General features: G+C 62.3%; 13 protein-coding genes. 10 read left to right on the top strand and 3 right to left on the bottom strand.

Annotation, left to right across the window (positions count from 1 at the left end):
- Positions 1–4 precede the first annotated feature (4 nt).
- Positions 5–901: an SDR family oxidoreductase gene (locus BLS51_RS11265; protein WP_090182695.1), complete on the top strand. Its 897-nt coding sequence runs from the start codon at positions 5–7 to the stop codon at positions 899–901.
- Here the strand turns inward: BLS51_RS11265 and gloA are convergent.
- The 3 genes from gloA to BLS51_RS11250 all read right to left on the bottom strand — a co-directional run bounded on the left by gloA (position 898) and on the right by BLS51_RS11250 (position 2,946).
- Complete coding sequence (gloA, locus tag BLS51_RS11260) at positions 898–1,305, bottom strand: lactoylglutathione lyase (RefSeq protein WP_090182698.1); 408 nt, start codon at positions 1,303–1,305, stop codon at positions 898–900. The genes BLS51_RS11265 and gloA overlap by 4 nt on opposite strands.
- Before the next feature lie 38 nt (positions 1,306–1,343).
- Complete coding sequence (locus BLS51_RS11255; RefSeq protein ID WP_229207568.1) at positions 1,344–2,618, bottom strand: PQQ-dependent sugar dehydrogenase; 1,275 nt, start codon at positions 2,616–2,618, stop codon at positions 1,344–1,346.
- Positions 2,619–2,703: 85 nt separating this feature from the next.
- A complete protein-coding gene (locus BLS51_RS11250) occupies positions 2,704–2,946 on the bottom strand; it encodes a hypothetical protein (protein WP_090183482.1) in 243 nt (80 codons plus the stop codon).
- Positions 2,947–3,073: 127 nt separating this feature from the next.
- On the opposite strand from BLS51_RS11250, the gene BLS51_RS11245 reads away from it, so the two are divergent.
- From BLS51_RS11245 to dnaK, 9 genes are all read left to right on the top strand, one after another.
- Positions 3,074–4,153: a DUF3667 domain-containing protein gene (locus BLS51_RS11245; RefSeq protein WP_090182703.1), complete on the top strand. Its 1,080-nt coding sequence runs from the start codon at positions 3,074–3,076 to the stop codon at positions 4,151–4,153.
- Positions 4,154–4,283: 130 nt separating this feature from the next.
- Positions 4,284–5,192, top strand: a complete 909-nt coding sequence (locus BLS51_RS11240) for an NAD kinase (RefSeq protein ID WP_090182705.1) — start codon at positions 4,284–4,286, stop codon at positions 5,190–5,192.
- A gap of 18 nt (positions 5,193–5,210) precedes the next feature.
- Complete coding sequence (recN, locus tag BLS51_RS11235; protein ID WP_090182707.1) at positions 5,211–6,863, top strand: DNA repair protein RecN; 1,653 nt, start codon at positions 5,211–5,213, stop codon at positions 6,861–6,863.
- A gap of 11 nt (positions 6,864–6,874) precedes the next feature.
- Positions 6,875–7,549: a hypothetical protein gene (locus BLS51_RS11230; protein ID WP_090182710.1), complete on the top strand. Its 675-nt coding sequence runs from the start codon at positions 6,875–6,877 to the stop codon at positions 7,547–7,549.
- A gap of 75 nt (positions 7,550–7,624) precedes the next feature.
- A complete protein-coding gene (locus BLS51_RS11225) occupies positions 7,625–7,861 on the top strand; it encodes a hypothetical protein (RefSeq protein WP_090182713.1) in 237 nt (78 codons plus the stop codon).
- A gap of 17 nt (positions 7,862–7,878) precedes the next feature.
- Positions 7,879–8,082 (top strand): hypothetical protein, encoded by a 204-nt coding sequence (locus BLS51_RS11220; RefSeq protein WP_229207535.1) that lies wholly within the window; start codon positions 7,879–7,881, stop codon positions 8,080–8,082.
- A gap of 40 nt (positions 8,083–8,122) precedes the next feature.
- A complete protein-coding gene (gene hemH, locus BLS51_RS11215) occupies positions 8,123–9,232 on the top strand; it encodes a ferrochelatase (protein ID WP_090182716.1) in 1,110 nt (369 codons plus the stop codon).
- 213 nt (positions 9,233–9,445) lie between these two features.
- Positions 9,446–9,997, top strand: coding sequence for a nucleotide exchange factor GrpE (gene grpE, locus BLS51_RS11210; RefSeq protein ID WP_090182720.1), 552 nt, complete (start codon positions 9,446–9,448; stop codon positions 9,995–9,997).
- A 77-nt stretch (positions 9,998–10,074) separates the two neighbouring features.
- Positions 10,075–12,021, top strand: a complete 1,947-nt coding sequence (gene dnaK, locus BLS51_RS11205; protein ID WP_090182722.1) for a molecular chaperone DnaK — start codon at positions 10,075–10,077, stop codon at positions 12,019–12,021.
- Positions 12,022–12,073: the final 52 nt, after the last annotated feature.

Raw genomic sequence — 12,073 nt, 5'->3', positions numbered from 1 at the left:
CATCATGGAAAAATCGATTGTTCTGGTCACCGGTGCGGGCACCGGTATCGGCCACCTGTCGGTCAAGTCGCTGGCGCTGGCCGGCCACACGGTGTACGCCTCGATGCGCGACATCCATGGCCGCAACGCGTCCAAGGTGCGCGAGTTGCGCGACTGGGCGTTTGCCAACGGCGCCGATGTGCGCGCGGTAGAGCTGGATGTGCTGTCGCAGGCGTCGGCCGATGCGGCGGTGGCTAGCATTGTGGCCGAGCGCGGGCGGCTGGATGTGGTGGTGCATAACGCCGGCCACCTGGTGATCGGCCCCACTGAGGCTTATACGCCGGAGGAAATTAGCAAGGTGTTCGACACCAATGTGCTTGGCGCGCAGCGCGTCAACAAGGCTGTGCTGCCGGTGATGCGCCAGCAAGGGCAGGGCCTGCTGCTGTGGGTCAGCAGCTCGACCACGCGCGGCGGCTTCCCGCCTTTCCTCGGGCCGTATGCGGCAGCCAAGGCGGCCATGGATTCGCTCGCGGTAACGATGGCGTACGAGCTGGCGCGCTTCAATATCGAAACCTCGATCGTGGTGCCGGGCGCCTTCACTTCGGGCACCGACCATTTCGCCAACGCCAGCAAGCCGGCCGACACGGCGACCAGCGCCGCCTATGCCGTCTACGATGGGCTGATGGACCAGGTCGGCGCACGCCTGACCGAGCTGATGCCGCCGGATGCGGACCCGGCGGCGGTGGCGGCCGACATTGCCTACATCGTCGGCCTGCCGCACGGCACCCGTCCGTTCCGCTCGATCACCGATTTTGTCGACGACGGCGTGACGGCGGTGACCGAAGTGGCGGAGCGCGTGCGCCATGAGTTTGCCGAACGCATCGGCATCGCCGACCTGCTGCGGCCTGCGTTGTATACTTAGAGGCCGGCGCCCTGGCCGTCGAAGCTGCGTTCGATCAGCTCGATCTTGTAGCCGTCCGGATCGGTGACAAAGGCGATCACCGTGGTGCCGCCCTTGACCGGGCCGGGCTCGCGGGTGACGGCGCCGCCATTGGCTTTGACTGCGGTGGCGGCGCTGTAGATGTCTTCCGTTGAAATCGCGATGTGGCCATAGGCGTTGCCCATGTCGTAGCTGGTGGTGCCGTAGTTATAGGTCAGCTCCAGCTCGGCGTGTTCGGGATTTGAGCCATAGCCGAGGAAGGCCAGCGTGTACTGGTATTCCGGGTTGTCGCTGGTGCGCAGCAGCTTCATGCCCAGCACATTGGTGTAGAAATCGATGGAACGCTGCAGGTCGCCGACCCGCAGCATGGTGTGCAAAATGCGCATGGTAAATCCTTGTAGATGAAAGCCAAACAGGGATTTTATCAGCGGCTGGCGGTTTTCGCCGCCGCCGGCGCAACTCTCCAGATGACATTGCCCACATCGTCCGCGACCAGCAAGGCGCCTTGCTTGTCCACCGCCACGCCGACCGGGCGGCCGCGCGCCTTCTCATCCTTGTCGAGGAAGCCGGTCAGGAAATCCTGCGGCGGGCCGGATGGCTTGCCGTTGGAGAACGGCACAAACACCACCTTGTAGCCACTGTGCGGCTTGCGGTTCCAGGAACCGTGCTGGCCGATGAACACGCCGCCCTGGTAGGTCTGCGGGAACAGCTTGCCGGTGTAGAACGCCAGCCCCAGCGAGGCGGTGTGGCCGCCCAGCGCGTAGTCGGGCACGATGGCCTTGGCCACCAGTTCCGGCTTCTGCGGCTTGACGCGGCTATCGACGTGCTGGCCGAAGTAGCTGTACGGCCAGCCGTAGAAACCGCCCTGTTTTACCGAGGTCATGTAGTCGGGCACGAGATCGTTGCCCAGTTCGTCACGCTCGTTCACCGCTGTCCACAGCGCCTTGGTTTGCGGCTCGAAGTCCATGCCGTTCGGATTGCGCAGGCCGGTGGCGAACAGCTGCGACTTGCCGGTGGCGATGTCAAATTGCCAGATGGCGGCGCGGCCCTGTTCCGCATCGATGCCGTTTTCAGCCACATTGCTGTTGGAGCCGACCGTCACGTACAGGGACTTGCCGTCCGGGCTGGCGACCAGGTTCTTGGTCCAGTGGTGGTTCAGCGTGCCGGCCGGCAGGTCCATCACCTTGGTGCCGGCGGCGCTGATGCTGGTGGCGCCTTCCTCATATGGGAAACGGACCACGGCGTCGGTGTTGGCCACGTACAGGTCCTTGCCCACCAGGGCCATGCCGAACGGCGAGTTCAGGCCCTTGAGGAAGACGCTGCGGCTTTGCGCGCCGCCCTTGCCGTCAACGCCGCGCAGCAGCGTAATGCGGTTGGCCGACTGGCTGACCGCGCCGGCCTTTTTCTGGACCTGCTTCATCACAGCGCCCTTGATGCCCTTGCTGTCGTCCGGCTTGGGCGGGGCGTTGGTTTCCGCCACCAGCACGTCGCCGTTCGGCAGTGTGTAGACCCAGCGCGGATGGTCGAGGTCGCGCGCATAAGCGGTGACGCTAAAGCCGGCCGCCGCTACCGGCGCTTCTGCGGCAGATGACCACGGCGCGGCTGGCGCGATGTTCACCGTCGGCACCAGCTTGCGTTCCGGCTCGGGCAGCTTGGGCTGCGGGCCAAAGCCGACCGGGTAGGACTGGGCGCCCGCCATTGGCGGGACCAGGGTGGCGAAGGCGGCGGTGACGAATACGGCGAGAACAGTTGGCTGGCGCATGGGCAGGGGCTTTCAGATCGGGTTAGTCGCGGCTGACGTTGGGTAGCGGTTGCGCCTTGGCGTCCTCGCGCGGCTTTTGCACGCCGCGCTGGTTGTGCAGGTCGGTGTCGACCATGCCGCTGTCGATGTCGGCGGCGGCCTGCTTGATGACGCTGCGTTCCTTGTGCGGGTGGCCGTCCGGCGATTCGTCGCGCTCGTGCGGCATGCGTTCGACGCCGTCGTCCTTGACCTTGGCGTCGGTGTTGATGTGCTGTTGTCTTAACATGGCGACCTCCTTGATGGTTGGCACCATCTTAGCGAGTTGGTTTTACGTCAGTCGCCACATTGAATTTTGACAACTCTGGCGGGAAGTCGTTTATCATTTGGACCATCTTTCTCGACTGGATAGCTGCATGAGCGTCACGCCCGCCAACTGTGCCAACTGCGAAGCGCCGCTGAGCGGCCATTACTGCTCCAACTGCGGCCAGGAGGCGGTGCTGCACCATGCCAGCACGCGCGAGTTCCTGCACGAGTTTGTCGGCCATTACGTTGCGCTGGAGGGCAAGCTGTGGGGCTCGCTGGCGCGGCTGGTGTTCCGTCCCGGCCTGCTGACCAATGAATACATGCGTGGCCGCCGGGTGCGCTTTGTGCAGCCGCTGCGCCTGTACCTGTCGTTCAGCCTGTTGTTCTTCGTGTTGCTGAAGCTGGGCGGCTTCCATCTTGACGATGCCGACAGCGATGCGCAGACCGCGCAGATGGCGGTGCTGGAAAAGGCGGTCGAGCAGACCAGGCGGATGGAGCAGCTGAAGCCGGCCGATCCGGCCGCCGCCGAAAGCGCTGCCGCCGCCGAGGCCGCCATTGCCGAGATGCGCAAGGAACAGCGTGCCGACACGCGCGAGCGTGAAAAAGCCGTGCAGGCTGCCGCGCGCAGCAACGCCAGGGATGCTGCCAAACCGGCTCCGGCAGCGCCGCACAGCGTGGTGGAACCGGGCCAGCCCGGCAGCCCGGAGCGGCAGATGGCCACCGACGATATCGACCAGTGGCTGGCCGCGCGCGGCCTGGACACGCTGCGCCACAAATGGGCGTCGCTGAACCAGATGTCGAGCGAGCAGCAGAAGGCTGCGCTGCAGGCGGGCTTCTACCGCTACGCGCCGTACGCGATCTTCTGCCTGATGCCGGTGTTCGCGCTGTATCTGAAAATCCTCTACCTCGGCTCCGGCCGCCGTTTTGGCGAGCACGTGCTGTTCGCGCTGCACACCAATGCCTTTGCCTTCCTGCTGTTCAGCGTGATGCTGCTGATACCGATCGGCCTGGTCAACTTCCTGCTGTGGTGCTGGCTGCTCGGCTACCTGCCGTGGGCGATGCGGCGCGTATATCACAGCGGTCGCGCCGGCACGCTGCTGCGCTGGGCGGTTCTGATGTTCTTCTACGCGATCTCGATCGGCGTGGCGCTGGGCATCGCCGGCGCGCTGGGTGCGGCCACCGCCCACTAAGCATCAGGGCGATGCTTGCATTAAATACTGTTTAAATGTACAGTGGCGAGGCCGGTAGGTGATGGCACGCGGCAGGTTTATGGGTTACCCTGCTGCGTGTTCCCGCCCCTAGCCTAAAGCCGAGATTTTTATGACCGCCACGCACGCTGTTTTTCACACTATCGCACTGGTCGTGCGCCCGAATACCGACGGCATTGCCGAGTCGGTGGGCAGCGTGGTCGATTTCCTCACCAGGCGCGGTTTGGAGGTGGTGTTTGAAGAACAGACCGCTGCCCACCTGGGCATGCAGCTGGACGATGCGCGCGTGCTGAGCGCGGCTGGCATCGGCGCCGAGTGCGACGCTGCCATCGTCATGGGCGGCGACGGCACCATGCTGGGCATCGCGCGCCAGCTGGCGCCGTTTGATGTGCCGCTGATCGGCATCAACCAGGGCCGGCTGGGCTTCATGACCGATATTCCGCAGGAAGGCATGCTGGACGTGCTGTCTGGCATTCTCAGCGGCAGCTACAAGGCCGAGCGCCGCACCTTGCTGGAAGGGCGCGTGCTGCGCGCCGGCCAGACCATCCATGTCGGCATGGCGGTCAACGACGTGGTGGTGTCGCGCGGCGCCGGCGCCGGCATGGCCGAATTGCGCGTCGATGTCGACGGCCAGTTCATGTATAACCAGCGTTCTGACGGCCTGATTATTTCCACGCCGACCGGTTCCACCGCCTACGCGCTGTCGGCCGGCGGGCCGCTGCTGCATCCGTCGCTGGGCGGCATCGTGCTGGTGCCGATCGCGCCGCATGCGCTGTCCAACCGGCCGATCGTGCTGCCGGAATCAAGCGAGATCATCGTCGAAATCGTCCGCGGGCGCGACATCAGCGTCAATTTTGATATGCAAACCTTCGCCAGCCTGCAAGCGCAGGACCAGATCGTGATCCAGCGCTCGCCGCACGCGATCACCTTCCTGCATCCGGACGGCTGGAGCTATTACCACACCCTGCGTGAAAAGCTGCACTGGAACGAGTATCCGTCCGGTGAGGGCAAACTCAATTAACCATATTTACAGGCATCCATGCTGCGTACCCTGTCCATCCGCGATTTTGTCATTGTCGATACGATAGAACTGGAATTCTCCGCCGGCTTCACGGTGTTCACCGGCGAGACCGGGGCCGGCAAGTCGATCCTGATCGATGCGCTGACCCTGGCGCTGGGCGGACGCGGCGATGCCAGCGTGGTGCGCGAGGGCGCGGCCAAGGCTGACATCACGGCCGATTTTGCGGTCAGCGCGCAGGCGCGCGACTGGCTGGCGGCCAATGAATTCGCGCTGGAAGAGGGCGGCGCGCTGCTGCGCCGGGTGATCGACAACGCCGGCCGCAGCAAGGCTTACATCAACGGCGTGGCGGCGACTGCTGCGCAGTTGCGCGAACTGGGCGACCTGCTGGTCGACATTCACGGCCAGCATGCGCACCAGTCGCTGATGAAGACCGATGCGCAGCGCGATCTGCTGGACGGCCAGGCCGGCGCCAGCGGCGAGGCGCGTGCGGTGGCGACTGCTTACAAGGCGTGGCGCGCGCTGGCCAAGCAGCTGGAGGAGTTCGAGAGCAATGCGGCCAATGTGCTGTATGAGCGCGAGCGGCTGGAATGGCAGGTCAACGAGCTGGAAAAGCTGGCGGTCAAGCCGGGCGAATGGCTGGAGGTCAGCAATGAGCAGAGCCGTTTGTCGCACGCGGCCAGCCTGATGGAGGGCGCGCAGGAGGCGCTGGCCGTTATTTCCGAGGCCGAGGATCATCCCATCCTGTCGCAGCTGTCTTCGCTGAACCAGAAACTGGGCAAGCTGGCGGATATCGACAGCGGCTTGCAGCCGATTGTCGACCTGATCGAACCGGCGCGCATCCAGTTGCAGGAGGCTGTGTATGCGCTGAACGATTACCTCGACCGCGTCGACCTCGATCCGTCGCGCCTGCGTACGGTGGAGGCACGCATGGACGCGATCCATTCGGCGGCGCGCAAGTTCCGCGTGCCGGAAGAACAGCTGCATGAAGAACATGCCCGCCTGGCGACGCGCCTGTCGCAACTGGCTGATGCCACCGATCTGGATGGCTTGCGCAAGCAGGAGGAAAAGCTGAAGGCCGCCTATCTGGCCGAAGCGCAGAAGCTGTCTGCCACGCGCGCGAAAGCGGCGTCGTCGCTGGGCGAGGCCGTCACCAGGGCGATGCAGGAACTGAACATGACCGGCGGCCGCTTCGAGGTCGCGCTGCACGCCTGCGAGCCGGCAGCGTATGGCGTCGAGCAGGTGGAATTCCTGGTGGCCGGCCATGCCGGCGTGGCGGCGCGGCCGCTGGCCAAGGTGGCTTCTGGCGGCGAGCTGGCGCGTATTTCGCTGGCGATTTCGGTGATTACCTCCAACGCCACCACCGTGCCGACGCTGATCTTCGACGAGGTCGACAGCGGTATCGGCGGCGGCGTGGCGGAAGTGGTGGGACGTTTGCTGCGTCGCCTGGGCCAGGAGCGCCAGGTGCTGTGCGTAACGCACTTGCCGCAGGTGGCCAGCCAGGCCGGCCAGCACTTCCAGGTGGCCAAGGGCACGCTGGACAATGGCAAGACCGCCTCGCGCATCGACGTGCTGGACGCCAAATCGCGCGTGGAAGAAATCGCCCGCATGCTAGGCGGCCTGGAAATCACCGCCACCACCCGCAAACACGCCCGCGAGCTATTGGCGTCATAAGGAGCGTCTGCATGCGTGACGTGATCGGTAACTGCTTCTGGCGTTTCGCGTTGTGCTCTGCGGTGGCCATGCCGGCCGCCGCCGCCCCTGGCTGGGATGATTGCGGCACGTTGGAAGTCTCTATTTTCTTCAAGCAGGATGCAGGCCGGGGCGTTGTACACCCGCTGGTGATGCGCTCGCGCTTGCAGAATTTCTCCAACAAGGAAAAGCGTACCGAAAACGAGTTTTATCAGCCCGAGGAAGATGGCAAATCGCTTTTGGTGGGGCGAAAGATTTACATGGTGGCGTTGCCATCCAAAGTGGCGCTGTTCCAGGGATGGGAACCGACGGACCCACCGGCCAAAATGATCACCAACGAGCAACTGGTCGACCTCAATTTTCTGCGCGCGGCTTTTCCGCGCGGGCCGCAATCCGTGGATAGCAAGCCGCGCAGCGCGGTTGCGTTGCTCCCGGGGGAGGGAGGTGGAGCGCCGATTCCCCACACGGTCACTGCATGGAAAAGCGCCGATGGCGTGATTCACTATCGCTACAAGGATACCGACAAGATCGGCAGCTTCGATTTTTCCGGCACCTGCACGCTGGCGTTGCCCGTGCCATTGGGCGACAGTACGCCGATGCGCCAGGCCAGCAGCAATGTCCGCCGCCAGTTCGATACCCTCGGCGTTGCTCGCCGCTACCGGCGCTGAGCGTTTGATACAGGTCAGACGCATAACAGCTAAAGCGCGTTAAGATTGATCATTCCTCTTTACAGGGAGGCGATCATGGCGCTGGAGCAACGGGTTGAAAAGCTGGAAGGGTTCGCCGAGGAGGTAAAGCAGCGGCTGGCGCGAATTGAGGCGCGGCTCGATGTGATCGATTCCCGGCTGGACCACATGGCGACCAAGGCAGATCTGGCGGCATTGGAAACCCGGCTGATCAAGTGGCTGATTGCCACGGCATTTGCGACCATCACCGTCATGGGCGGCGTTGCGGCCGTAGTTGCCAAACTTCTGCATTAAGGAGCAGGGAGCAGTATATGGACCTGGAACGGCGGGTGGAAAAACTGGAGGCTTTTGCGGAGGATGCCAAGGAGCGGCTGGTTCGTATCGAAACGCACCTGGACGGCATGGCAACCAAGGCAGATCTCGCCGCACTCGAAGCGACGATCTTAAAGTGGTTCATCGCAACGGCCGTTGCCTTGACCGGACTGGCTTTCGCCGCCGGCCGGTACGTTCATTAAAATAGTAAGATAGCGGCTTACGGTACAACCTAAGCCATACATGACCTTCCAAAAAGAACCTCCCCACAAGCACGGCGCAGTTGGCCGCAGCGCCATCGTCCTGGTGAACCTGGGCACGCCGGATGCGCCGACGCGCTCGGCCGTGCGGCGCTACCTGAAAGAATTTCTGTCCGACCCGCGCGTGGTCGAGATCCCGCGCGCCGTGTGGTGGTTCATCCTCAACCTGATCATCCTGCCGTTCCGCTCCGGCCAATCGGCGAAAAAATACGCGTCGATCTGGACCAATGAGGGCTCGCCGCTGCGCACCCACACCGCCGCCCAGGCGCTGGGCTTGCGCGCCGCCCTTGGCGATCGCGGCCACGAGGAACTGACGGTCGCCATGGCCATGCGCTACGGCTCGCCATCGCTGCCGGACGTGCTGGCCAAGCTGAAGAACGATGGCGCTGACCGCATCCTGCTGCTGCCTGCTTATCCGCAATACTCCGGCACCACCACCGGCTCGATCTACGACGCCGTGTTCCAGCATTACGGCAGCGTGCGCAACATCCCGGAGCTGCGCTTTATCCGCAACTATCATGACCACGAAGGCTATATCCATGCGCTGCGCGATTCGGTGCTCAACCATTGGGAGCAGCATGGCAAGCCGGAGAAGCTGGTGATGTCCTTCCACGGCGTGCCGAAACGCACGCTGATGCTGGGCGATCCCTATCACTGTGAATGCCTGAAGACCGCGCGCCTGCTGGCGGCCGCCCTCAAGCTGACGCCGGAGCAATACATCGTCACCTTCCAGTCGCGCTTCGGCAAGGCCGAGTGGCTGCAACCGTACACCGCGCCGACCGTGGCGCAACTGGCGCGCGACGGCGTGCGCAAGCTGGACGTGATCTGCCCTGGCTTCATCAGTGACTGCCTGGAAACGCTGGAGGAAATCTCCATGGAAGTACGCCACGATTTTGAAAGCAATGGCGGCAAGGAATTCCACTACATCCCGTGCCTGAACGAATCGCCGGCCTGGATCGCCGCACTCGCCGAAATTGCCGAACAGCACATCATCGGCTGGCCCACGCAGCTGCCGCCATCGCAGCGCGAGCTGCTGAAAAAAGAGGCGGAAGCTGGCCGCGCCACGGCGCTGGCGCTGGGCGCCGCCGACTGAAAAGCAACAATCCCGCCATCTCCACACCGTCACCCGACAATCAGCACTTGCGGGTGACGAGTGCCAGCCTGTTAAAATAGCCGCCTGATGCAAGCTCAACGTTGTCTAAATGGCAGGTGAAATAAACCCTTGAAGTTGTAGGTTATTGCCCCATTTACTGCCACAGCGGTAATAAAAGTAATGTCAAACAAATACGATTGTAGGAGTCTCTAGATGCAAGATCAGGAAAACCAGGCCGTACCACCTAATCCAGAGGCGGCAGAAGCCGCTGCGTCGGCCCCACCATCGACCCCGGAAGCCGGCCAGCTGACGCTGGAAGAACAGCTGGCAGCCACCGAAGCCAAACTGGCTGACATGCACGACGCCTTCATGCGCGCCAAAGCCGACGGTGAAAACATCCGCCGCCGCGCCCAGGAAGACGTTGCCAAGGCCCACAAGTTTGCGGTTGAAAGCTTTGCCGAAGCCATGGTGCCGGTCAAGGACAGCCTCGAAATGGCGCTGAAAGTGGAAGCGCCAACCGTTGAATCGCTGAAGGAAGGCGTTGAAATGACGCTGAAGCAACTGTCCTCGGCCTTTGAACGCAACCGCCTGATCGCCATCGAACCGGCGCAGGGCGAGAAACTGGATCCGAACAAGCACCAGGCGGTTGCCGTGGTGCCGGCGGAACAGGAAGCCAACACCGTCGTGTCGGTGCTGCAAAAAGGCTATATGATCGCCGACCGCCTGCTGCGTCCGGCCATCGTTACCGCAGCGCAAGCAAAATAATTTTTAAGCTCTTGAAAAGACAGAGCTTTTCCACATATTAGTACCATCTGAACTTTAGCAAATTAAGGAAGAAAATCATGGGTAGAATTATCGGTATCGATCTGGGAACCACGAATTCCTGCGTTTCCGTCATGGAAAACGGTCAGCCAAAGGTAATCGAAAACGCCGAAGGCGCACGTACGACGCCATCGATCATTGCTTACCAAGAAGATGGTGAAATCCTGGTTGGCGCGCCGGCAAAACGCCAGGCCGTGACCAATCCTAAAAACACCCTGTTCGCTGTGAAACGCCTGATCGGTCGTAAATTCGACGAGAAGGAAGTACAGAAGGACATCGGCCTGATGCCTTACACCATCACCAAAGCCGACAACGGCGATGCGTGGATCGGCGTGCGCGACAAGAAACTGGCCCCGCCACAAATCTCGGCGGAAGTACTGCGCAAGATGAAGAAAACCGCAGAAGACTACCTGGGTGAAGAAGTCACCGAGGCCGTCATCACCGTGCCAGCGTACTTCAACGACTCGCAGCGTCAGGCGACCAAGGACGCCGGCCGTATCGCTGGCCTGGACGTCAAGCGCATCATCAACGAGCCTACCGCTGCGGCGCTGGCGTTCGGCCTGGACAAGACCGAAAAGGGCGACCGCAAGATCGCCGTGTATGACCTGGGCGGCGGCACGTTTGACGTCTCGATCATTGAAATCGCTGACGTCGATGGCGAGAAGCAGTTTGAAGTGCTGTCGACCAACGGCGACACCTTCCTGGGCGGCGAAGACTTCGATCAGCGCATCATCGATTACATCATCGAAGAGTTCAAGAAGATCAACGGCCTGGATCTGAAAAAAGATCCGATCGCCCTGCAGCGCATCAAGGCTTCGGCCGAGCGCGCCAAGATCGAACTGTCGTCGTCGCAGCAGACCGAAATCAACGAGCCGTACATCGCCATGGCGAACGGCGCACCGGTCCACCTGACGCTGAAAATGACCCGCGCCAAGCTGGAATCGCTGGTGGAAGAGCTGATCATCGCTACCATCGAGCCATGCAAAACCGCAATCAAGGATGCGGGCGTCAAAGTGTCGGACATCGACGACATCATCCTGGTCGGCGGCATGACCCGTATGCCTAAGGTGCAGGAAAAGGTCAAAGAGTTCTTCGGCAAAGATCCACGTAAAGACGTGAATCCGGACGAAGCGGTGGCAGTTGGCGCGGCAATTCAAGGTTCGGTGCTGTCGGGCGAGCGTAAAGACTTGCTGCTGCTGGACGTGACCCCGCTGTCGCTGGGTATCGAAACCCTGGGCGGCGTGATGACCAAGATGATTCACAAGAACACCACGATTCCGACCAAGTTCTCGCAAGTGTTCTCGACCGCTGACGACAACCAGCCTGCAGTGACCATCAAGGTCTACCAGGGCGAGCGCGAAATCGCCGCCGGCAACAAGGGCCTGGGCGAGTTCAACCTGGAAGGCATCCCGCCAGCAGCACGCGGCACGCCACAGATCGAAGTGACCTTCGACATCGACGCCAACGGCATTCTGCACGTCGGCGCGAAAGACAAGGCCACCGGCAAAGAGAACAAGATCACGATCAAGGCCAACTCCGGCCTGACCGAAGCGGAAATCCAGAAAATGGTGAAAGACGCTGAAGTCAACGCCGAAGAAGACAAGAAAGTGAAAGAACTGGCTGAGTCGCGCAACCAGGCCGACGCGCTGGTGCACTCGACCCGCAAGTCGCTGACCGAATACGGCGACAAGCTGGAAGCCGGCGAAAAAGAGAAGATCGAAGCTGCGATCAACGACCTGGAAGCCTCGATCAAATCGGGCGACAAGGCCGAAATCGACGCCAAAGTGGCAGCGCTGTCGACCGCTTCGCAAAAGCTGGGCGAGAAGATGTACGCTGACATGCAGGCGCAGCAAGGCGCTGGCGGTGCCGAAGGCGCAGCCCCAGGCGCGGGTGCCGGTGCTGAACAAGCCAAGCCACAGGACGACGTGGTGGACGCCGACTTCAAGGAAGTCAAAGACAGCAAGTAATCCCGTCATTCCCGCTTGCGCGGGAACGACATACGCCGAGTCGTGTGGCAAC

It is taken from the genome of Duganella sp. OV510, from assembly GCF_900100205.1.
Classification (GTDB): Bacteria; Pseudomonadota; Gammaproteobacteria; order Burkholderiales; family Burkholderiaceae_D; genus Rugamonas.
This window is presented reverse-complemented; position numbering and strand designations above follow the sequence as displayed.

What these genes read in the sequence shown, in the direction of transcription:
- hemH (WP_090182716.1), top strand. Translation starts at nt 8,123, where the DNA reads ATGACCTTCCAAAAAGAACCTCCCCACAAGCACGGCGCAGTTGGCCGC.
- BLS51_RS11255 (WP_229207568.1), bottom strand. Translation starts at nt 2,618, where the DNA reads ATGGCGGGCGCCCAGTCCTACCCGGTCGGCTTTGGCCCGCAGCCCAAG.
- BLS51_RS11265 (WP_090182695.1), top strand. Translation starts at nt 5, where the DNA reads ATGGAAAAATCGATTGTTCTGGTCACCGGTGCGGGCACCGGTATCGGC.
- dnaK (WP_090182722.1), top strand. Translation starts at nt 10,075, where the DNA reads ATGGGTAGAATTATCGGTATCGATCTGGGAACCACGAATTCCTGCGTT.
- BLS51_RS11225 (WP_090182713.1), top strand. Translation starts at nt 7,625, where the DNA reads ATGGCGCTGGAGCAACGGGTTGAAAAGCTGGAAGGGTTCGCCGAGGAG.
- BLS51_RS11220 (WP_229207535.1), top strand. Translation starts at nt 7,879, where the DNA reads ATGGACCTGGAACGGCGGGTGGAAAAACTGGAGGCTTTTGCGGAGGAT.
- grpE (WP_090182720.1), top strand. Translation starts at nt 9,446, where the DNA reads ATGCAAGATCAGGAAAACCAGGCCGTACCACCTAATCCAGAGGCGGCA.
- gloA (WP_090182698.1), bottom strand. Translation starts at nt 1,305, where the DNA reads ATGCGCATTTTGCACACCATGCTGCGGGTCGGCGACCTGCAGCGTTCC.
- BLS51_RS11250 (WP_090183482.1), bottom strand. Translation starts at nt 2,946, where the DNA reads ATGTTAAGACAACAGCACATCAACACCGACGCCAAGGTCAAGGACGAC.
- BLS51_RS11240 (WP_090182705.1), top strand. Translation starts at nt 4,284, where the DNA reads ATGACCGCCACGCACGCTGTTTTTCACACTATCGCACTGGTCGTGCGC.
- BLS51_RS11230 (WP_090182710.1), top strand. Translation starts at nt 6,875, where the DNA reads ATGCGTGACGTGATCGGTAACTGCTTCTGGCGTTTCGCGTTGTGCTCT.
- BLS51_RS11245 (WP_090182703.1), top strand. Translation starts at nt 3,074, where the DNA reads ATGAGCGTCACGCCCGCCAACTGTGCCAACTGCGAAGCGCCGCTGAGC.
- recN (WP_090182707.1), top strand. Translation starts at nt 5,211, where the DNA reads ATGCTGCGTACCCTGTCCATCCGCGATTTTGTCATTGTCGATACGATA.